Origin of the sequence: Streptomyces olivochromogenes, from assembly GCF_021538895.1 — a bacterium.
Classification (GTDB): Bacteria; Actinomycetota; Actinomycetes; order Streptomycetales; family Streptomycetaceae; genus Streptomyces; species Streptomyces olivochromogenes_A.
The window spans coordinates 24222-44955 of the sequence record NZ_JADDRL010000008.1; the positions used below are offsets into that span (position 1 = coordinate 24222).

Consider the following 20734-nt stretch of genomic DNA (forward strand, 5'->3'; position numbering starts at 1 on the left):
GGAAGGTGACACCGTATGAGCACCACCCCGCAGATGAGCCACCAGCAACAGCAGTTCCCGACCACCTCGCCCTACCAGCAGCCGTACGGCACGGTCGGCTCGCTGGAGCAGCTCCAGCAGCTCGGGCAGCAGCAGCCGTACCAGCAGCTGTTGCAGCAGCTCGGGCAGCCGCAGCTCGGACAGCCCCAGATCGGACAGCCCCAGATCGGACAGCCGCAGTTCGGGCAGCCGCAGTTCGGGCAGCCGCAGGGGCAGGGCGAGCAACAGATCCAGCAGATGCAACAGATCCAGCAGATTCAGCAGCAGATGCAGCACCAGATGCAGCAGGTCACGCAGGCGGCGATCCAGCAGGCCTCGGCCCAGCTGCTGCAGGCGGGCATCGCGAACGGCTACGTCGACATCGTGCAGCCGCTGCCGGGCCAGCCGCAGCAGATCTTCCTGCGCTTCCCGGACGGCTTCCGGGTCCTCAACAACCCGACCCCGCAGGCCCACCAGGACATCCAGCAGGCCTTCGCCGTCGGCCACCAGGTGATCGGCGTCTGGGACGGCACGTCACCGGCGGTCCTGCGCAGCGTGCGGGTGCAGCGGCTCTGACCGGCGCCGGGGAGAAAGTGCCGACCGGCAGGTGAACGGCCGGCCGGCGCGTGAAAGAAGGGGCGGCTCCTACCGCGGGGAGGAGCCGCCCTGTCGGCTTTCTACAGCGCCACGCCCAGCAGGGCGTCCACGGCGCGGGAGACGACGCCGGGGGCGCCGATGTCCGTGCCGCCCCGCTCGTCCTGCAGCGCGGCCCACCGGTCCACGGCGGCCAGCGCGGCCGGCGCGTCCAGGTCGTTCGCGAGGGCCTCGCGGATCTCCTCGACGAGCGCCTCGGCGGGCGGTCCGTCGGGGCGGGAGACGGCGGCGCGCCAGCGCCCGAGCCGCGCCTCGGCGTCCCGCAGGACCTGGTCGGTCCACTCCCAGTCGGCCCGGTAGTGGTGGGCGAGCAGGGCGAGCCGGATGGCGGCCGGGTCGACGCCGTCGCGGCGCAGCCGCGAGACGAAGACGAGATTGCCCTTGGACTTGGACATCTTCTCGCCGTGCAGGGCGACCATGCCGGCGTGGACGTACGCCTTGGCCATGGGGAACTCGCCGGTCAGCACCTGGGCGTGCGAGGCACCCATCTCGTGGTGCGGGAAGGCGAGGTCGGAGCCGCCGCCCTGAAGGTCGAAGCCCATGCCGAGGTGGTCAAGGGCGATGGCGACGCACTCGATGTGCCAGCCGGGGCGGCCGGGCCCCAGCGAGCCGCCGTCCCAGCTGGGCTCGCCCTCACGGGCAGCCATCCACAGCATCGGGTCGAGCGGGTTCTTCTTGCCCGGGCGGTCCGGGTCACCGCCGCGCTCGGCGGACAGCAGCCGCATGGCGGCGGCGTCGAGGTTCGAGACCTGGCCGAAGTGCGGGTCGGACTCGACGGAGAAGTAGACATCGCCGTCCAGCTCGTAGGCCGCGCCGAGGTCGCGCAGCCGCTCCACGAGCGGGACGATGCCGGGTATCGCCTCGACGGCGCCTATGTAGTGCTGCGGCGGGAGCATCCGCAGGGCGGTCATGTCCTCGCGGAACAGGGCCGTCTCCTTCTCGGCGAGGGCGACCCAGTCGACGCCGTCCCGCTCCGCGCGCTCCAGGAGCGGATCGTCGACGTCGGTGACGTTCTGCACGTAGTGGACCTGCCGCTTGGTGTCGAGCCACACGCGCTGAACGAGGTCGAACGCGTTGTAGGTCGCCGCGTGACCCATATGGGTCGCGTCGTACGGCGTGATGCCGCAGACGTAGATACGGGCGACGGGACCGGGGGCCAGAGTGACCAGACCGCCGGTCGCGGTGTCGTGGATCCTCAGGTCGCGGCCCTGACCGGGCAGGGCGGGGACCTCAGAAGCGGGCCAGGCATGCATGTACATGAGCGTAACCGGCCTCAACTCGCGCGTACGAACCGGACCAGGCCGGATGACCGGAAAGGCGATCTTGCGGTCCGGCCCCGGGTGTGCTCCCGCGCCGTCGCAGGCGCTCCCCGGACGGCGACGCTTTCCGGACCGGCGGCGCGTCCTAGACCGGCGGCCAGGGAATCGCCGGCCACTCCCCGCTCGGCTCCGGATGCTTCCCCGATGTCAGCAGTGCCCCGATCCGCGCGCGCGTGGCCGCGAGCTCGGCCGCGGTGATCAGCCCGGCCAGCCGGATGCCGAGCGTGCCGCCGTCGCCCAGGGCGTCCCTGAGCCCCTTGAGCACGCCGACCGCGTCGGGGGTGAGCGGCTCCCCCGCCCAGCCCCACAGCAGGGTGCGGAGCTTGTTCTCCACATTGAAGGTGACCCCGTGGTCGATGCCGTACAGCTGCCCCTCGGACGTCGGCAGCAGGTGACCGCCCTTGCGGTCCGCGTTGTTGATCACGGCGTCCAGGACGGAGAGCCGCCGCAGCCGCTCGTCGTCGGCGTGCACCAGCAGCGCCGTGCGGCCCTCACCGACCTCGGCGAAGCCGATCGCCTTCCAGCCGGGTCCGGCCTCCTCGCCGTCCACCAGGGCGAGCAGCTCGGTCTCCGGGGTCTCCTCGACCCACAGCTGGACCATGCCCTCGCCGTACGGCCCGTCCCGCAGCACGGTGGGCGGTACGAGCCCCCAGCCGGTGACCTCGGACACCTCGTAGGCGGCGACCTCGCGCTCGGCGAGGGTGCCGTCGGGGAAGTCCCACAGCGGGCGCTCCCCGGCGATCGGCTTGTAGATGCAGGACGCCTCCTGGCCGTCGAGGGCGACCGTGCAGAACAGCGCCGCGTTGGACGCCTCGCGGATGCGCCCGCGTACCGTCAGCTCCCCTTCGGCGAGCAGTGCGGCGGGGGCGACGCCGGGCGTCACGCTCCCCGGCGGTATCCGTTCTGGCGCGGACATACGTGTCCTTCCGGGTCGAGCGGGAGGCTGCACAGCGGGCACGGCGGCCGCCCGGCGTTGACGACGTCGAGGGCGCGCTTGGCGAAGGCTCTGGCCTGCGCGCCGGTGAGCCGGACCCGCAGCATCGGGGGCCCGTTCTCCTCGTCCTGGAGGAGCCGCTCCTCGGCCTCCGCGAGATCCTCCTCGGAGTCGGCGTCCAGCTCCACCAGCGCCTGGGCCTCGACGACCATGCGCTCTTCCTCGCCGTCCCAGGCCAGGGCCATGGTGCCGACGCGGAACTCCTCCTCGATCGGGGTGTCCAGCGGAGCCGAGTCGGAGATCTCCGTGGGCGCGACGGCGGGGACGGCGGCATTGCCGCCGCTACGCCGTACGACCTCGTCGAGCAGTTCGTCCATGCGCTCGGCGAGGGCGGCGACCTGGGTCTTCTCCAGGACCACGCTGGTCACCCGGGGGCCGGCGGTGGCCTGGAGGAAGAACGTACGGCGCCCGGGCAGCCCGACCGTACCGGCCACGAAACGCTCCGGCGGGTCGTAGAGGAACACCTGACGGGACACGTCCTGTCTCCATTGGAATCGAGAGTGCGTGAGAGTGCATGCGTGAACGCGACTGTGTGGATCGCTTCACCCTACTGCGGCCGACGATCACGGTGCGCCCGCACCGCCCCCGACCGGTGCGTCTTCCCCCTGGGGTTCCTCGCGCGGCGCAAGGGAGGCGAAATCCCCGGTGTCGCCGAGGCGAACGAGAAAAGGCCTGAGCCGGGTGTAACGGATCGCCGTGATGGAACACGGTTCGACGGAGATCCGTTGGAAGAGGTCGAGATGCAGTCCGAGGGCGTCCGCGACGAGCGACTTGATGATGTCGCCGTGCGAGCACATCAGGTACACGGCGTCGGCGCCGTGGTCGCGCTCCACGCGCGCGTTCCACTCGCGTACGGCGTCGGCGGCCCGGGTCTGCATCGCCCGCATCGACTCGCCGCCGGGGAACGCGGCCGCCGACGGGTGCGTCTGCACCACCTGCATCAGCGGCTCGTCCATGAGCTCGGCGAGCTTGCGGCCGGACCAGTCGCCGTAGTGGCACTCCCCGATCCGCTCGTCGGTGTGGGCGCGCAGCTCCGGGCGGGCGTCGAGCAGCGGCCTGAGGGTCTCCTGACAACGTTGCAGCGGGCTGGTGACGACCTCCGAGAGGGGCAGCCCGGCGAGCCGTCCGGGCAGCGCGGCGGCCTGGGCCGCCCCCCGCTCGTCGAGGGCGACCCCCGGCGTCCAGCCGGCGAGCAGGCCCGCGGTGTTGGCGGTGGAACGTCCGTGCCTTACGAGGATCAGCGTGGGCATGCCGCCCAGGGTAGGCGCACGCCGCGAACGACAGGGTGCGCCGGTCGGCGCCCGGCGGGAGAATACGCCCCGTGATCGTCGACTGTGCCATCTACCGCAACGGGCACCGTACGGAGAGTCCCCAGGACTTCTCCGACGCCCTGGCGGAGGCGCGCGCCCGCGGTGACAGCTTCCTGTGGATCGGGCTGTACGAGCCGACGGAGAAGGAGTTCGACCTGGTCACCGAGGAGTTCGGGCTCCACCCGCTGGCCGTCGAGGACGCCCTGAAGGCTCACCAGCGGCCCAAGCTGGAGGTGTACGACGACTCGCTGTTCGTGGTGCTCAAGCCGGTGACCTACGAGCCGAAGAGCGACACGGTCGCCTCCGGGGAGCTGATGCTGTTCATCGGCGACTCGTTCCTGGTGACGGTGCGCCATGGCGAGGGGTCGCCGCTCGGCAGCATCCGGCGCCATCTGGAGGAGCAGCACGAGATGCTGCGGCACGGTCCGACCGGGGTGCTGTACTCGATCACCGACGCGGTCGTCGACCACTACCTGGAGGTGGCCACCGAGCTCGGGACCGACCTGGAGGAGCTGGAGGCCGAGGTGTTCTCACCGAACCTCGGCGGCTCCCGGCACACGGCGTCGCGGATCTACACCTTCAAACGGCAGGTGCAGGAGTTCCGACGGGCGACGGGACCGCTGGCGCTGCCCATGACCAAGCTCGCGGGACTGGGGCCCTTCGCGATGGACGTGCCGTTCGTGCACGAGGCCGCCCGTCCGTTCTTCCGGGACGTGAACGACCACCTCACGCGCGTGAACGAGTCCGTGGAGGGCCTGGACCGGCTGGTCTCGGACGTGCTGGCGGCGCATCTGGCGCAGACGAGCGTGCGGCAGAACGACGACATGCGGAAGATCTCGGCCTGGGCGGCGATGGCCGCGATCCCCACGATGATCGCGGGGATCTACGGCATGAACTTCGACCACATGCCGGAGCTGCACTGGCTGTGGTCGTATCCGTTGGTCATCGGGACCATGGGCCTGCTGGAGCTGGTGCTCTACCGCATGTTCAAGCGCCGCGGCTGGCTGTGAGGCGGCGCCGCCCACGGTGAGTGAGCGGGCTTTGGGCGAGTCGAGCGGGCAGTCGAGCGGGCCTCAGGCGAATTCGGGGGCCGTGTTCGCCGGGCCGCCGAGGGCGTCGCGGCGCTCCGGCATCCTCAGGGACACCATCCGCCGCCAGCCCGCGAGCCGCTCGTACGCGTACACGGCGTGGATACCGGCCATCAGCACCGCGGACCTGGCCCGGGACCAGCCGAGGATGCGCCCCATGCGGGCCATGACGGCGAGGCTGACGTCCCGGTGGACGCGGATCTCGGCCAGGGCGCACGCGCGCAGGGTCCGCTGGATGGCGGGGCCGTGACCGGCGTACGCGAGACGCAGCAGTTCCTCGTGGCAGTAGGCGAGGTGGTTGTCCTCGTCGGCCGCGATCATCCGTACCGCCCGGCCGAGGTCGGGGTGCTCCCCGAAGTGCCTGCGCAGCAGTTCCATCTGCTCACAGGCCCGCTGCTCGGTGACACGGCTGTGGGCGAGGTAGACGACGATGTCCAGCACGGTGAGCGGTTCGTCGGCCTTGAGCTTCTCGTGGGCGAGGCCGATGCCCTGCCGCTCCAGGAGCATCGTGTAGTCGGTCTCGGGCGGTACGGGCACGGGCTTCAGGCCGCGCTTGCGCAGCAGGGCGTTGAAGATCCGGCCGTGCTTGTCCTCGTCCGCGCCGTGCCGGGTGATCTTGGGGGCGAGCGCGCGTTCACCGTCCGGCACCAGCGCGGCGATGCGCCCGTTCTCCCAGCCGCCCTGCGCTTCCCCGCCGGCCGCGATGGAGCAGAAGAGCCGGAAGGACTCGTCGTTGTCGAGGATCTCCTGGAACAGACTCTTGGCCGAAAGCATCGTGGGCACCTCTCTGCAGGATGCGCGGGGTTCCGGGAGAATCCCGTGGATTCCGGGGAATTCCACGAGATACCGCAGAGACCGAGTCAAATGCGGCCGGGAGCGTCCTGCAACAGGTATGTCGCACAACTGGGCCGAAAGAAGGAGCACCGGGGTCCTGACAAGGGCGTAACCGCGTGGGCCCGGGCGCGTTGTTCCCTGTGACGGCCGTGGCGGGGTAGACCCCCGAGCCCCCACCACGGCCGCTGAACTCCCTCTCCCGCCCCCCGCGTTACACGAGTCCGGCGCGCTCGGCGGCCTCGCTGCCGGCCCGCAGGGAGGCGAGCCGCTCGTCGAGCGTGAAGCCCGCGGGGGCCAGCGTGAGCGTGGTGACGCCGACCGCCGCGTAGGCCTTCATCCGGTCGGCGATGCGGTCCACGGAGCCCAGCAGGGTGGTCCGGTCGATCAGGTCGTGCGGTACGGCGGCCGCGGCGCCCTGCTTGTCCCCCGACAGGTACTTCTCCTGGATCTCGGCGGCTTCCTCCTCGTACCCCATGCGCCGGGCGAGCTCGTTGTAGAAGTTCTGCTTGCTGCTGCCCATGCCGCCCAGGTACAGCGCGGTGTAGGGGCGGAAGGTGTCGGCGAGCCGGGCCACGTCCTTGTCGTCGCCGACCGCGAGCGGCAGCGTCGGGCAGACGTCGAACCCGTCCATGGTCTTGCCGGCCTTCTCGCGCCCGGCGCGCAGGTACGTGACGGCCGTGTCCTCCAGGTGTTCGGCGGAGGGGAAGATGAGCAGCGCGCCGTCGGCGATCTCGCCGGTCTGCTCCAGGTTCTTCGGTCCGATGGCGGCGATGTACAGCGGGATGTGCTCCCGCTCCGGGTGCACGGTCAGCTTGATCGGCTTGCCCGGGCCGCCGGGCAGCGGCAGCGTCCAGTGCGCACCGTCGTACGTCAGGCGCTCCCGGGTCATCGCCTTGCGCACGATCTCGACGTACTCGCGCGTCCGCGCCAGCGGCTTGTCGAACTTGACGCCGTACCAGCCCTCGGAGACCTGCGGCCCCGAGACGCCGAGGCCGAGGCGGAAGCGGCCGCCGGAGAGCGAGTCGAGGGTGGCGGCGGTCATCGCGGTCATCGCCGGCTGACGGGCGGGAATCTGCATGATGGCGGAGCCGACGTCGATGCGCTCGGTCTTGGCGGCGACGTACGCGAGCACCGTGGGCGCGTCGGATCCGTAGGCCTCCGCGGCCCAGCACACGGCGTAGCCGAGCCGGTCCGCCTCCTGGGCCACGGCGAGATTGTCCGCGTCCATTCCGGCGCCCCAGTAGCCGAGGTTGATCCCGAGCTGCATGGCCGAATCCCCTTACTGATCAGTAATGTCCCTGTGGCCCCGACCCTAGCGCGGCACGGCTGCGGTGGGCAGTGGGTGCGGCCGTCGGGGGGACCGGCCGCGGGGCCGTCCGTGGCCGTGCCGAACTCCCGTGGTCCTGGGGAAATCGGTTGTCCACAGGCAACCCAATCCAACAGTTCTGGCCAGTAATCTCGGCGTTCATGGAGCAGAGGCATCTCGGCCGTACCGGCCTGCGCGTGTCCCGGATCGGACTCGGCACCCTGACCTGGGGCCGGGACACCGACGAGCACGACGCCGCGGACATGCTGAAGGCGTTCTGGGAGGCCGGCGGAACCCTCGTCGACACCGCGGACGTGTACGGCGACGGGGAGTCCGAGTATCTGCTCGGACGGCTGATAGACGGCCTGGTGCCGCGCCGCGACCTGGTCCTGTCGACCAAGGCCGGCAGCGTCCCGGATCCCGACCGGCGCTTCGACGGCTCGCGCGGCCATCTGCTCTCCGCGCTGGACGCCTCGCTCGCCCGCCTCGGTACGGACTACGTCGACGTCTGGCACGTGCACGCCTACGACCCGGACACCCCGCTGGAGGAGACCCTCCAGGCCCTCGACCTGGCAGTGAGCAGCGGCCGTGCCCGGTATGTCGGCGTCTCCAACTTCTGCGGCTGGCAGTTGGCCAAGGCCGCGACCTGGCAGCTCGCGCAGCCGGGCGCGCGCACCCGGCTGGCGAGCACGCAGATGGAGTACTCGCTGCTCCAGCGCGGCGTGGAACGCGAGGTGCTGCCCGCCGCCCTGGACCTGGGCGTCGGCCTGCTCCCCTCCTCCCCGCTCGGCCGTGGCGTCCTGACGGCCAAGTACCGTCACTCCACCCCGCCCGACTCGCGGGGCGCCTCGGAACACCTGGCGCCGTTCGTCGCGCCGTACCTCGACGACACGGCGAGCCGGATCGTCGACGCGCTGACGACTGCTGCCGACGGGCTCGCCGTGACCCCGCTCCAGGTCGCCCTCGCCTGGGTCCGCGACCGGCCCGGCGTGGCCGCCCCGATCGTCGGCGCGCGCACGGCGCAGCAGCTCACGGCGGCATTGTCAGTGGAGGCGCTTAGTCTTCCTGACGAGATCTGCCGGGCGCTCGACGATGTGTCGGCGCCCGTGCACCGCTATCCCGATCACGACTGGAGCACGCTGTGAGCACGGAGCCGGAGACCACGGAGGAAACCGGGCCGGGGACCCCGGACACCGCGGACGGCGCCACGACCGCCGAAGGCACGCCGACCGGGGAGGCCGGCGGGACCGCAGCGGCGGAGGCGGTCGATCCGACTGCCGACGGCGTTGCGGATGTCGAGGCCGATGCCGAGGCCGACGGCGATGACGGCGGCACCGACGCGGGGGCGCGGTCGGGCGACGCCGAGGCCGGAACCGATGCCAAGGTGTCCGAGGCGCAGGCCGAACTCGCGGCGCAGCGGGTCGAGCGGGAGCGGATCGAGCGGCGGAAGGCCGAGCGGAAGGGGCCGGTCGCCGCGGGCACCAAGCTGAGCGGCAAGGCGGCCGATCTGCTCGCGGCGGTACGGGCGGTGGAGAGCGGCGAGAAGCCCGCGGCCACGGTCTTCGAGGAGCGGGAGCCTGCGCCGCGCCGCCCGGCGCCCGAGTCCGCGCCCCGTCCGCAGCCCCTCACGCAGGCGGTCGCCGAGACCGCCGTGCCCGCCGCCCCGGCGGCGGAGTCGGTCGACGCCGTGCGCCGCGTCCTGACCGACGGCGGCGCGCCCGAGACGCTCGCGCCCCAGGTCGCGGCGGCCCTCGGCGAGGGCGCGGACGCCCTGTTGCGGGAGGACCCCTGGCAGTTGCTGCGGGTCGCCGGCATCCGGCCGGACCGGGCGGACGGCTTCGCGCGGGCGCTGCTCGGCGCGGAGTGCCGCCCGGACGACGAGCGGCGCGCCCGCGCCGTCACCGTCTGGCTGCTGGAACAGGCGGCCCTGGCCGGGCACACCTCGCTGGAACTGCCCGCGCTCGTCGCCGCACTGGCCAAGGGCGGCGTCCCGGATCCGGACGCCGCCGTGCAGAGCACGCTCGCGGAGGGCGAGGCCCTGGTCTTCCAGGACGCCCTGGAGGAGCCGGGTGCCCCGGCGCGACAGCCCCGGCAAGGGGAGGAAGACAGTGAGTCGGGCGAGGAGGGCGAGGAGGAGCGGCCGGTCCGCGTCCTCGTCGGTCTGGAGCGGTACGCGCTCGCCGAGGAGAGCCTCGCCGACGGACTGGCCCGCCTGGCCAACTCGGTGCCGAAGGAGGACGGCCCGGCCGAGGCCTGGGAGCGGGCCGCCGCCGGGGCCCGGGGCTCCGCCGGCGAGTTGATCGGCGCGGTCGCGGGGCACGGGCTGGTGCTGCACACCGGCGGGTACGCGTCCCTGGCCGACCCGGCGCGCCTGCTGTCCGAGGTGCCCGGTCTGGGGCTGCGCGCCTGGGCCGCCGCGCACACGGCCGACGGCCGGGACCGCTTCGCGACCCTGCTCGCCGGTTTCGGCACGGCGGACGCCCCGTCCGAGCGGCCGGTGGGCGGGACCGCCACCGTCGCGGGCCTGTTGTCCGGCGCCGAGGGCCCCGGCCGCGACGCGGACGGCGCGTTCGATCTCGACCTGCTCATCGTGCTCGACGCACCCCAGCTGGACGTCGAGACGGCGGCGCTGCTCGTCGAGTCGCTGCCGGACGGCGCGCGGCTGGTGCTGGCCGGAGACCCGGCCGTGCTCTGGTCGGTCGGGCCCGGGCGGGTGTTCGCGGATCTGCTCGCGGCGCGGACGTGCCCGCAGATCGCCTCGCGGGTGCCCGACCCCGGCCCCCTCGGTGAGCTGGTCTCGGGCATCGGCGTCGGCGAGCTGAACCAGGTCGACGCGCCCGGCAAGGAACTCGTCATCGTGCCGGTGCGGGACGCGGGCGACGCCGTGCACCGGACGGTGCAGCTGGTCGCGGACTCGGTGCCGCGGGCGATCGGCGTCCCGGCCGAGCAGACGGTGGTGATCACTCCGGGGCACGGCGGGGCGGCGGGCACCCGCGCGCTCAACGCCGCGCTCAAGGAGCGGCTCAACCCCGGTCCGGGCCGCTTCGGGGGCTTCGACCCGGGTGACCGGATCGCCTACTCCCCCGCGCCGGGGCGCACGCTCGCGGGCCAGGTCGTGAAGGCCGACGCCGAGGGGCTGCACCTGTCGTGCTCGGGCGCCCCCGTCGTCGTACCGAGGGAGCGGGTGGAGCAGTCCGTGCGGCACGGGTGGGCGCTGACCGCGCACCAGGCGGCGGGCGGCCGGTGGCCGGCGGTGGTCGTGGTCCTGCCCGGTGACGTCGCGCAGTCCCTCAGCCGGCCCTGGGTCTACACGGCCTTCAGCCGGGCGGACCGGCACCTCTCCGTGGTCCACGGCGTCGAGCAGGCCCTGGCGAGAGCGGTCACCGAAACGCCGCCCAAGCCCCGCACGACCCGCCTCCCGGCGCTTCTACGAACCCAGGTCCCCGCGTCCGGCTGATCCGCGCGCTCGGATCAGCCGGCCTTCCGGATCCGCCGCCTCTGCAAGCGACCACGGCGGCGGATTCCGGCGGTCAGCGATCCGCGTCCAACGGCTCCAGTTCCTCGTCGCCGTCCAGATCGAGGTCGTCCTCCAGCACCCCGGCCTCTTCGTCCAACTCGTCGTCGATCCCGTCGTCGACCTCGTCGTCGAAGACCGCGCTGACGTCGAACCGGCACACCACCCACTGCGGATCGACCTGCTCGAACGGCGCTTCCAGCCACTCCCCGGGATCGGCCGGCTCGTCCGCGGCGGTCACCCACAGTGTGGAGTCGGCCTCCTCCAGGCCGAACTCCTTGTGCCGGGAGGCGATCTCGTCCGGCTCGAACTCCCCGAACAGGATCCCCAGCGCCCCGTGCACCGTGCCGGCGGCCTCCGCGCCCGAGCCCTCCCCGTACTCAACCGCCTCGACCCGCTGGGCCTGCGCCAGCAGCCGCTGAGGTTCCGCCACGGCATAGTCGCGACGGATCAGCACACTGATCGCGTGGGGTTCCTCGGGGCCTGTGTACGGCGGCAGCGCGTCCTCCGTGCCCGGGATCTCGAAGGGCGTGACCTCGTCGTAGCGGTCGTAGAGCAGCTCGTCGTACGCCTCGGCGGCCGCGGCCAGCTGGTTGAACGCCTCGTAGACGGCCGGGTCGTCCTCCCCCGACCTGCGTTCGACCGCCGCCAGGTGACGGTCGAGCGCGGTCTTGACCGCTTCGGCGGCGGCGCGTACCTCGGCAGCGGTGGGCTGCGCAGCATCAGACATAGTGCAGACGCTATCCGTACCGGGCCCCAGCCCGCACAATAGATGCGATGCCGGAATACGAATTTGTCGACGTGTACGTACCGCGCGGGGTGTCCCGCAAGGAGGCGACGCGTCTGCTGACGGACCATGCCGAGTACGGACATTGGGAGTTGGACCGACTGAGCCTCATGCGCGACGGCAGCCGCAGGGTGCGGCTGCGCCGGCGGATCATCCGCCAGGTACGCGCCACCTGGTGAGGCGGAGCACATGATCGGAGCGGGCCCCGCGGCGTCGGGACCCGCTCCGTCCTGCGTGCGGGCGCGTTATGCCGCGGCCCGCGCCTTGCGGTACAGCACGGCGCCCGCGAGCAGCGCTCCCGCGCCGACCGGCAGGACGATGCCGAGCGGCAGGTCGCTGCCGGTGTGGGCGAGTTGCGCGAGGCCCGGCTGCCCGGAGTGCGTGCCCTGCTGGACGACGTGCGTGGTACCGCCGGCCCCGGGCTGGTGACCGCCCGCGGCGGGCGGGGTGGCCGGCGTACCGGGGTGACCCGGAGTACCCGGCTGGCCCGGGTGTCCAGGCGTACCCGGCTGCCCCGGGTGTCCGGGCGTCCCGGGGTTGCCCGGCTGACCGGGGTGGCCCGGTGTCCCGGGGTTGCCCGGCGTTCCCGGAGGCGGCGTTCCGTGACCGCCCCCCGGAGGCGTCCCGTGCCCCCCGCCCGGCGGCAGGCTGTGGTCACCGCCCCCGGATCCGCTCCCGTTCGCGCAGTGGTTCCCGACGGCCGCGTTGCCGACGCCCACCACGTTGACGCTGTTGCCGCACACGTTGACCGGCACGTCGATCGGTACCTGGACGGTGTTGCCCGACCCCACACCCGGCGACCCGCCGGTGTGCCCGCCCGCGTGCGAGCCGCCGTGCCCGCCGGAGTCGCCGTAGCCGCCCGAGGAGCTGCCGCCACTGTCGTTGGCGCACTTGTTGCCCATGGACGGGTTGAGGGCGCCGACCACGTTCACGGTGTTGCCGCACACGTTGACCGGCACGTGCACCGGCGCCTGCACGGTGTTGCCGGACAGCACGCCGGGCGAGTGCGCGGCGGAGCCGCTCGCGCCCGAGTCGGCGTGCGCGTAGCCGCCTGCCGCGGCGATCACGCCGGTGGCTGCGGCGACGGTCATGAGTCCCTTGCGGGTGCCCTGTCGCATTGGTGATTTCCCCCCTGCCTTCGATTCTGCTCCGTATTTCTGCAGCATTCCTGCAGCGGAATTGCGCTGTGCGCCGCTCCTGAAAAGACCGGTCGGCCCCGGAGCGCGTGGCGCGCGCTCCGGGGCCGACGGAAAGACGCCCCTCAGGGAGTCGGCGTCACTGGTTGACGCAGGTGTTGCCGAAGGCGGGGTTCAGCAGCCCGATCACCGAGATCGTGTTGCCGCAGACGTTCACCGGGACGTGCACGGGCACCTGAACGACGTTGCCGGAAAGGACACCCGGGGAGTGCACGGCGGCACCCTGAGCACCCGAGTCGGCGACGGCCAGGCCCGCGCCCGCGAGAACCAGACCACCAGTGGCAGCCGCAGCAGCGACGACCTTCTTGAGCATTATTCCTCCTCGTTGGCAAAAGCGATCCCGTGTCGCTGATCGCATCACCTGTAACGAGGAGGGACTAATCGAGCTACGAGCTTATGGTCGCATTCACTCTTTTCAGTCCGGTCCGTACGCGCGGCCGAATTTCCGGTGTCAGGAAGCGTCGATGAACCGGTCGAGCACCCGCACACCGAACTGGAGCCCGTCCACCGGCACCCGCTCGTCGACGCCGTGGAACATGCCCGCGAAGTCCAGCTCCGGCGGCAGCTTGAGGGGCACGAAGCCGAAGCCGCGGATGCCCAGGTCGTCGAAGGACTTGGCGTCGGTGCCGGCGGAGAGCATGAAGGGGATCGCCTTGGCGGCCGGGTCCTCGGCGAGGAGCGCGGACTGCATGGCCTCGACGATCGCCCCGTCGAAGGTGGTCTCCACGGCCTTGTCGGAGTGCACGTCCTCGCGCCGCACCTTCGGGCCGAGGATCCGGTCGAGGTCGGCGAGGAACTCCTCCTCGAAGCCGGGCAGGAACCGGCCGTCGATGTTGGCGGTGGCCTCGCCCGGGATGACGTTGACCTTGTAGCCGGCGTTCAGCTGCGTGGGATTGGCCGTGTTGCGCAGGCTCGCGCCGATGAGCTTGGCGATGCCGCCGAGCTTGGCGAGGGTCGACTCCATGTCCTCCGGGTCGAGCTCGGTGCCGAGCGCGTCGCCCAGCTCGTCGAGGAAGGCCCGGGTGGTCTTGGTGACGCGTACCGGGAACTTGTGCCGGCCCACGCGGGCGACGGCCTCCGACAGCTCGGTGATCGCGTTGTCCCGGTGGATCATCGAACCGTGTCCGGCCGTGCCGGCCACGGTCAGCTTCATCCAGTGCATGCCCTTCTCGGCCGTCTGGATCAGATAGAGCCGCCGCTGCTCGTTCACCGTGAACGAGAATCCGCCGACCTCGCTGATGGCCTCGGTGACCCCCTCGAACAGCTCGGGGTGACGGTCGACGAGCCAGCGGGCGCCGTACGTGCCGCCCGCCTCCTCGTCGGCGAGGAAGGCCAGCACGATGTCCCGCGGCGGCCGCCGCCCGCTGCGCAGCCGGTCGCGCACGACGGCCAGCGTCATCGCGTCCATGTCCTTCATGTCGACGGCCCCGCGCCCCCACACGCACCCGTCCGTGACCTCGCCGGAGAAGGGGTCGTGGGTCCAGTCGTCGGCGTTGGCCGGTACGACGTCCAGGTGGCCGTGGATCAGCAGCGCGGGCCGCGACGGGTCCTCGCCCTCGATGCGGGCCACGGTCGAGGCGCGCCCCGGGTGCGACTCGAAGATCCTGGGCTCCAGCCCGACCTCGGCGAGCTTCTCCGCGACGTACTCCGCGGCCTTGCGCTCGCCCGGGCCCGAGTGGTCCCCGTAGTTGCTGGTGTCGATCCGGATCAGCTCGCGACAGAGGTCCACGACCTCGTCCTGGCCCGTGACGCCCTTGGCCGTGTCCTTCTCGCTCACGCTGCTTCCTCCCACTGTCGCTGCTGGTCGGTCCCCCTCATCCTCCCCCTCCGCCCACTCCGCTCCCAAGACCGGACCCGGCCCGTCACAAGCCGTTCACGACCGGCCCGGGGACGGGAACAGGGTGTGATCAGCCACCCCCGAAAGCCTGGTAATGTTTCCTTCGTCGCTGCGGGGGAAACCCCGCACGACAGACACCTTGTCCGGGTGGCGGAATGGCAGACGCGCTAGCTTGAGGTGCTAGTGCCCTTTATCGGGCGTGGGGGTTCAAGTCCCCCCTCGGACACCACGGAGGGCCCCTGTTGATCAGGGGCCTTCACCTTTTCCCGCTCCGCACCGGGAGTTCGCCTCCGCGGCGGGCCAACTGAGCGGCCCTCGGGGCGAGTTCGGCGCCCGGTGTGCCCGCCGAGGGGCCAGTTGTGGGGCATCTCTCGTACTGCCCGCAGACCCCCAGGTCATCGCTGTGCACTCAGGGTCGCGATGTGCCCCGGTCAGCCGCCCCGAGTGGCCGGACGACGGAGCGGAGCCTAGCGTCGTACTAATATTTCCGGCTTGTTATGAAGCTGGAGCCGGACAACCCCAGGCAGACCTGCGGGCCCGCCAGCGCCCCGGAGGCCTCCGGGTTCGAGACTCGAGGGACCGGATGGCAGCCACACAGGAGGGCAGTGATCTCGGGCTGCTCGACGCGGAGCTCCGCGAGCAGTTCGCTGACACCGCACGTTTCACCGCGGGCACGGCCGCCTCGCCGCGCACGCTGGTCGACGTGTTCGACGCGTCCGTGCGCTCGTACCCGGACGAACTCGCGCTCGACGACGGCACCGCGCGCCTGACGTACCGCGCGCTGGCCGTGGAGGTGGAGCGGCTGCGGCGGCGGCTCGCCGAGGCCGGTGTCGGGCTCGGGGACCGGGTGGGGGTGCGGGTCCCCTCGGGGACCAATGAGCTGTACGTCGCCATCCTGGGCGTCCTCGCCGTCGGCGCCGCCTATGTCCCCGTCGACGCCGAGGACCCGGACGAGCGGGCCGAGCTGGTCTTCGGGGAGGCGGGCGTACGGGCGGTCATCGGCGCCGGGCACGGCGTCACCGTGCACGACGGCCCCGGCTCCCCGGCCGGGCGGCCCGGCACCGGGCACGACGCCTGGATCATCTTCACCTCCGGGTCCACCGGGAAGCCCAAGGGCGTCGCCGTGACGCATCGCAGCGCCGCCGCCTTCGTGGACGCCGAGGCCGCCCTGTTCCTCGCGGAGGAGCCGATCGGGCCCGGCGACCGGGTCATGGCGGGGCTGTCCGTGGCCTTCGACGCGTCCTGCGAGGAGATGTGGCTGGCCTGGCGGTACGGCGCCTGTCTGGTGCCCGTGCCCCGGTCGCAGGTCAGGAGCGGTGCCGATCTCGGGCCCTGGCTGGTCGAGCAGGAGATCACGGTCGTGTCGACCGTGCCGACGCTGGCCGCGCTCTGGGAGCCCGAGGCCCTCAACGACGTACGGCTGCTGATCTTCGGCGGTGAGGCCTGCCCGCCCGAGCTCGTGCAGCGGCTGGTCACCGAGGGGCGCGAGGTGTGGAACACCTACGGGCCCACCGAGGCGACCGTCGTCGCCTGCGCCTCCCTGCTGACCGGCGAGGAGCCGGTGCGCATCGGGCTGCCCCTCGACGGGTGGGAGCTCGCCGTCGTCGACGAGGCCGGACAGCCCGTGCCCCTGGGCGGCAGCGGGCAGCTGGTGATCGGCGGGGTCGGGCTCGCCCGGTATCTCGACGCCGAGAAGGACGCGGAGAAGTACGCACCGCTGGAATCCCTCGGCTGGGAGCGGGCCTACCGCAGCGGCGACCTGGTCAAGGCCGACCCCGAGGGGCTGATCTTCCTCGGGCGGGCCGACGAGCAGATCAAGCTCGGCGGGCGGCGGATCGAGCTCGGTGAGGTCGATGCCGCGCTGCAGGCGCTGCCCGGTGTCGCCGGGGCGGCGGCCGCCGTGCGCACCGCCCGCAGCGGCAACCAGCTCCTCGTCGGCTATGTCGTCACCCAGGACGGCTGGGACCAGGCGGCCGCCGTCGAGAAGCTGCGCGCCGCGCTGCCCGCCGCGCTCGTGCCGCTGCTGGCGCCGGTCGAGGAGCTGCCGACCCGTACCTCGGGCAAGGTCGACCGCAACGCCCTGCCCTGGCCGCTGGAGGGCGTCCAGGCCCCGAAGGCCGACCTGTACGGCACCGAGGCCTGGCTCGCCGAGCAGTGGACCGAGGTGCTGGGCATCCCGGTCACCGGCGCCGGTGACGACTTCTTCGCGATCGGCGGCGGCAGCCTGGCCGCCGCCCAGCTCACCACCCGGCTGCGCACCCGCTACCCCAGCGCGGCCGTCCTCGACATCTACCAGCAGCCCACGCTGCGCAAGCTGGCCCGGCGGCTGGAGGCCTCGGCGCAGGACGACGGGGCGCGGCGCACGGTCGCCCCGGTCCCGGTCCGCGCGCAGTTCGTCCAGCTCCTCCTGCTCGTGCCGCTGTTCACGCTGCTCGGGCTGCGCTGGTGGGTGGTGGTGGCCGCGGCCGGCAATCTGCTGCCCGCGTACTCCTGGCTGCCGACCGCCCCCTGGTGGCTGCTCGCTGCCGCTGCCCTGCTGTTCTTCAGCCCGCCCGGACGCATCGTGCTCGCCGCGGGCGGGGCGCGGCTGCTGCTGCGCGGCCTGGAACCCGGCCGCTACCCACGCGGCGGAGGCGTGCATCTGCGGCTGTGGACCGCCGAGCGGCTGGCCGAGTTCGCCGGGGCGACCGCGCTGACCGGCTCGTGGCTGGAGCGGTACGGGCGGGCGCTGGGCGCCCGGATCGGGCAGGACGTCGACCTGCACTCGCTGCCGCCGGTCACCGGCATGCTCCGGCTGGGGCGCGGGGCCGCGGTGGAGTCCGAGGTGGACCTGTCCGGGTACTGGCTGGACGGCGACCGGCTGGAGGTCGGTCCGGTGAAGGTCGGCGCGCACGCCGTCGTCGGGACGCGCAGCGTGCTGTTCCCGGGCGCGCGGGTCGGCAAGCGGGCCGAGGTGGCGCCGGGTTCGGCGGTCACCGGGCAGATTCCCACCGGTCAGCGGTGGGCGGGCGCGCCCGCGGTCAAGCTCGGCAAGGCCAAGCGCAACTGGCCCAAGGAGCGGCCGCAGCGGGGCACGTACTGGCGGGTGATGTACGGCGTGACGGGCCTCGCGCTCAATGCCCTGCCGGTGTCGGCGGTGGTGGCCGCGCTGTTGGTCGCCCGGCTGTTCGTGGCGCCCGGCGCCGGACCCGCCGAGGCCCTGTGGGGAGCCGCGCTGGCCCTCGTCCCGGCCACGCTCGCCTACGGGGTGGCGTACGCGCTGAAGATCCTGGTCGCCGTGCGGCTGCTCAGCCTGGGGCTGCGCGAGGGCACGCATCCGACGCACAGCCGGATCGGCTGGCAGGCGTGGACCGTCACCCAGCTGATGGACCGCTCCCGGGAGACGCTGTTCCCGCTGTACGCGGGCCTGGTCACGCCGGTGTGGCTGCGGCTGCTGGGGATGCGGATCGGGCGCGGCGCCGAGGTGTCGACCGTGCTGGCGCTGCCGAGCCTGACCACGGTCGGCGAGGGCGCGTTCCTGGCCGACGACACGCTGACCGCGCCGTACGAACTCGGTGGCGGCTGGATGCGGATCGGGCGCGCGGAGATCGGGCGGCGGGCCTTCCTCGGCAACTCGGGGATGACGGCGCCCGGCCGGAGCGTGCCGGACGGCGGTCTGGTCGGCGTGCTGTCGGCCACGCCGAAGAAGGCGAAGAAGGGCACCTCGTACCTGGGGCTGCCCCCGGTGAAGCTGCCGCGCAGCGCGAGCGACGGCGACCAGAGCCGTACCTACGACCCGCCGGCCCGGCTGCTGTGGGCGCGCGGGCTGGTGGAGCTGTGCCGGATCGTGCCGGTCATGTGCTCGGCGGCGCTGGTGGTGCTGACGGTGGCTGCGCTGTGCGCGCTGGGGCCCTGGGCCGGGCCGCTGTCGGGGCTGGTGCTGCTCGCCGCGGGCATCGGGGCGGCGCTCGTGTCGGTGCTCGCGAAGTGGCTGCTGGTGGGGCGGCACCGTACCGGGGAGCACCCGCTGTGGAGCTCCTTCGTGTGGCGCAACGAGCTCGCGGACACCTTCGTGGAGGTGCTGGCGGTGCCGTGGCTGGCCGGTTCCGTGCCGGGGACGCCGGTGATGACCGCGTGGCTGCGCGGGCTCGGCGCGCGGGTCGGCAAGGGCGTCTGGGTGGAGAGCTACTGGCTGCCGGAGACGGATCTGGTGACCCTGGAGGACGGGGCCTGCGTGAACCGGGGCTGCGTCCTGCAGACACACCTCTTCCACGACCGGATCTTGCGGACGGATACTGTGGTTCTCCGTGAGGGTGCCACGCTGGGCCCTGGCGGGATCGTGCTGCCCGGCAGCACGGTCGGGGCCCGTACGACCCTGGGTCCCGCGTCGCTCGTCATGGCCGCGGAGTCCGTCCCGGACGACACCCGCTGGCTCGGCAACCCGATCGAGGCATGGCGGCCCTGAGCGCGGGCCACCCGGCGGTGACGGTGGGCGGTGCACCGGCACGGAGTGGCAGCACAGCGCAGGGAGCAGACGCGGCAGTGGCAGTTCAGCAAGCAGTGGGGCAGGACCCGTACTTCCCGGCCAACGGCGATCCCCGCTACCGGGTGCACCGGTACGAGCTCACGCTGGACTACCGTCCGGGCCCGAACCGGCTGGCGGGCACGGCCCGGATCAACGCCATCGCGGGGCGTGCGGCGCTCACCGAATTCCAGCTCAACCTGGCCGACTTCAGGATCGGCCGGGTCCGGGTGGACGGCCGGCAGCCGCACTACACGCACCGTGGCGGCCGGCTGCGGGTCCGCCCGGCGAAGCCGATCCGCGCCGGGGCCGCCTTCACCGTGGAGGTGCACTGGTCCGGGAATCCGAGGCCGGTGCCCAGCCCCTGGGGCGAGCTCGGCTGGGAGGAGCTGGAGGACGGGGCGCTGGTGGCGAGCCAGCCGATCGGGGCGCCGTCCTGGTACCCGTGCAACGACCGGCCCGCCGACAAGGCGTCCTACCTGATCTCGGTCACCACGCCGTCCGCGTACGCCGTGGTCGCGGGCGGGCGCCTGCTGACCCGGACAACGAAGGCCTCGACGACGACCTGGGTGTACGAGCAGTCCGCGCCCACGTCCAGCTATTTGGTGGGGCTGGCGATCGGCAAGTATCAGACGGTGCTGCTGGGCGACCCGGGTCCGGGCGGTGTGCCGCAGCACGGGCACATCCCGGCGCAGCTGCTGCCGGAGTTCTCCCGGGACTTCGCGCGGCAGCCGGCGATGATGGAGCTGTTCCAGGAGCTGTTCGGGCCGTACCCGTTCGACGAGTACGCGGTCGCGGTGACGGAGGAGGAGCTCGATGTCCCCGTCGAGGCACAGGGGTTGTCGCTGTTCGGCGCCAACCATGTGGACGGGGCCCGGGGCTCGGAGCGGCTGGTGGCGCACGAGCTGGCGCACCAGTGGTTCGGCAACTGCGTGTCCATCGCCGACTGGCGGCACATCTGGCTGAACGAGGGCTTCGCGAAGTACGCGGAGTGGCTGTGGTCGGAGCGCTCGGGCGGTCGCGGCGCCCAGCAGCTGGCCGCCGCCGCGCACCAGTTGCTGTCCACCCAGCCGCAGGACCTGCGGCTGGCCGACCCCGGCCGCAAGCTGATGTTCGACGACCGCCTCTACCAGCGCGGCGGGCTGGCCGTGCACGCGGTGCGCTGCGCGCTGGGCGACGACGCGTTCTTCCTGATGGTGCGCAGCTGGGTACGGCTGCACCGCAACGGGGTGGTGACGACCCAGGCGTTCACCGCCCACGTCGCCCGCTTCGCGGAGGAGCCGCTGGACGCGCTGTTCGAGGCCTGGGTGTACGGCGCGAAGCTGCCCCCGCTGCCGACGCTGACGGCGACGGGGGGCGCGGCCTAGCAGTCCGGC

At 72.6% G+C, this 20734-nt stretch carries 17 protein-coding genes and 1 tRNA gene; 8 read left to right on the top strand and 10 right to left on the bottom strand.

What is annotated here, in order from left to right:
* The first annotated feature begins 15 nt into the window (after window positions 1–15).
* Window positions 16–594: a hypothetical protein gene (locus IPZ69_RS05795; RefSeq protein ID WP_235452872.1), complete on the top strand. Its 579-nt coding sequence runs from the start codon at window positions 16–18 to the stop codon at window positions 592–594.
* A 101-nt stretch (window positions 595–695) separates the two neighbouring features.
* Here IPZ69_RS05795 and mshC read toward each other — a convergent pair whose 3' ends face one another.
* The 4 genes from mshC to IPZ69_RS05815 all read right to left on the bottom strand — a co-directional run bounded on the left by mshC (window position 696) and on the right by IPZ69_RS05815 (window position 4235).
* Window positions 696–1925 (bottom strand): cysteine--1-D-myo-inosityl 2-amino-2-deoxy-alpha-D-glucopyranoside ligase, encoded by a 1230-nt coding sequence (gene mshC, locus IPZ69_RS05800; protein WP_235452875.1) that lies wholly within the window; start codon window positions 1923–1925, stop codon window positions 696–698.
* Window positions 1926–2076: 151 nt separating this feature from the next.
* A complete protein-coding gene (locus IPZ69_RS05805) occupies window positions 2077–2907 on the bottom strand; it encodes an SCO1664 family protein (protein WP_235452878.1) in 831 nt (276 codons plus the stop codon).
* Window positions 2871–3461, bottom strand: coding sequence for a DUF3090 domain-containing protein (locus tag IPZ69_RS05810; RefSeq protein WP_235452880.1), 591 nt, complete (start codon window positions 3459–3461; stop codon window positions 2871–2873). The genes IPZ69_RS05805 and IPZ69_RS05810 overlap by 37 nt, the downstream gene beginning before the upstream one ends.
* Before the next feature lie 87 nt (window positions 3462–3548).
* The gene (locus IPZ69_RS05815; protein WP_235452882.1) at window positions 3549–4235 is read right to left on the bottom strand and encodes a histidine phosphatase family protein; all 687 of its coding nucleotides are present in this window, start codon (window positions 4233–4235) and stop codon (window positions 3549–3551) included.
* Between the two features lie 71 nt (window positions 4236–4306).
* On the opposite strand from IPZ69_RS05815, the gene corA reads away from it, so the two are divergent.
* Window positions 4307–5305, top strand: a complete 999-nt coding sequence (gene corA, locus IPZ69_RS05820; RefSeq protein ID WP_235452884.1) for a magnesium/cobalt transporter CorA — start codon at window positions 4307–4309, stop codon at window positions 5303–5305.
* Window positions 5306–5368: 63 nt separating this feature from the next.
* Here corA and IPZ69_RS05825 read toward each other — a convergent pair whose 3' ends face one another.
* Both IPZ69_RS05825 and IPZ69_RS05830 read right to left on the bottom strand, forming a co-directional pair.
* Window positions 5369–6157, bottom strand: a complete 789-nt coding sequence (locus tag IPZ69_RS05825; protein WP_235452886.1) for a ferritin-like domain-containing protein — start codon at window positions 6155–6157, stop codon at window positions 5369–5371.
* A gap of 271 nt (window positions 6158–6428) precedes the next feature.
* Window positions 6429–7484 (bottom strand): LLM class F420-dependent oxidoreductase, encoded by a 1056-nt coding sequence (locus IPZ69_RS05830; RefSeq protein ID WP_235452887.1) that lies wholly within the window; start codon window positions 7482–7484, stop codon window positions 6429–6431.
* 200 nt (window positions 7485–7684) lie between these two features.
* Between IPZ69_RS05830 and IPZ69_RS05835 the strand changes: the two genes are divergently transcribed.
* Both IPZ69_RS05835 and IPZ69_RS05840 read left to right on the top strand, forming a co-directional pair.
* Complete coding sequence (locus IPZ69_RS05835; protein WP_235452889.1) at window positions 7685–8668, top strand: aldo/keto reductase; 984 nt, start codon at window positions 7685–7687, stop codon at window positions 8666–8668.
* The gene (locus IPZ69_RS05840) at window positions 8665–10980 is read left to right on the top strand and encodes an ATP-dependent DNA helicase (protein ID WP_235452892.1); all 2316 of its coding nucleotides are present in this window, start codon (window positions 8665–8667) and stop codon (window positions 10978–10980) included. The genes IPZ69_RS05835 and IPZ69_RS05840 overlap by 4 nt, the downstream gene beginning before the upstream one ends.
* 73 nt (window positions 10981–11053) lie before the next feature.
* Here IPZ69_RS05840 and IPZ69_RS05845 read toward each other — a convergent pair whose 3' ends face one another.
* Entirely contained in the window at window positions 11054–11767 is a 714-nt protein-coding gene (locus tag IPZ69_RS05845) for a hypothetical protein (RefSeq protein WP_235452894.1), read from the bottom strand.
* Window positions 11768–11814: 47 nt separating this feature from the next.
* Between IPZ69_RS05845 and IPZ69_RS05850 the strand changes: the two genes are divergently transcribed.
* Window positions 11815–12003 carry a DUF5703 family protein gene (locus IPZ69_RS05850; protein ID WP_046732800.1) on the top strand — a complete coding sequence of 63 codons (189 nt, stop codon included), beginning with the start codon at window positions 11815–11817 and terminating at the stop codon, window positions 12001–12003.
* Window positions 12004–12069: 66 nt separating this feature from the next.
* On the opposite strand, the gene IPZ69_RS47355 is transcribed toward IPZ69_RS05850, so the two are convergent.
* From IPZ69_RS47355 to IPZ69_RS05865, 3 genes are all read right to left on the bottom strand, one after another.
* Window positions 12070–12942 carry a chaplin family protein gene (locus tag IPZ69_RS47355; protein ID WP_235452896.1) on the bottom strand — a complete coding sequence of 291 codons (873 nt, stop codon included), beginning with the start codon at window positions 12940–12942 and terminating at the stop codon, window positions 12070–12072.
* Between the two features lie 157 nt (window positions 12943–13099).
* Window positions 13100–13333 carry a chaplin ChpH gene (gene chpH / locus IPZ69_RS05860; RefSeq protein WP_235452898.1) on the bottom strand — a complete coding sequence of 78 codons (234 nt, stop codon included), beginning with the start codon at window positions 13331–13333 and terminating at the stop codon, window positions 13100–13102.
* A 138-nt stretch (window positions 13334–13471) separates the two neighbouring features.
* Entirely contained in the window at window positions 13472–14797 is a 1326-nt protein-coding gene (locus tag IPZ69_RS05865; RefSeq protein ID WP_235452900.1) for a M20/M25/M40 family metallo-hydrolase, read from the bottom strand.
* Between the two features lie 201 nt (window positions 14798–14998).
* On the opposite strand from IPZ69_RS05865, the gene IPZ69_RS05870 reads away from it, so the two are divergent.
* The 3 genes from IPZ69_RS05870 to IPZ69_RS05880 all read left to right on the top strand — a co-directional run bounded on the left by IPZ69_RS05870 (window position 14999) and on the right by IPZ69_RS05880 (window position 20725).
* Window positions 14999–15086: transfer RNA gene (locus IPZ69_RS05870), tRNA-Leu, on the top strand.
* Between the two features lie 354 nt (window positions 15087–15440).
* Entirely contained in the window at window positions 15441–19301 is a 3861-nt protein-coding gene (locus IPZ69_RS05875) for a Pls/PosA family non-ribosomal peptide synthetase (RefSeq protein WP_235452902.1), read from the top strand.
* Window positions 19302–19378: 77 nt separating this feature from the next.
* The gene (locus IPZ69_RS05880; protein ID WP_235452904.1) at window positions 19379–20725 is read left to right on the top strand and encodes a M1 family metallopeptidase; all 1347 of its coding nucleotides are present in this window, start codon (window positions 19379–19381) and stop codon (window positions 20723–20725) included.
* The last annotated feature ends 9 nt before the right edge of the window (window positions 20726–20734 follow it).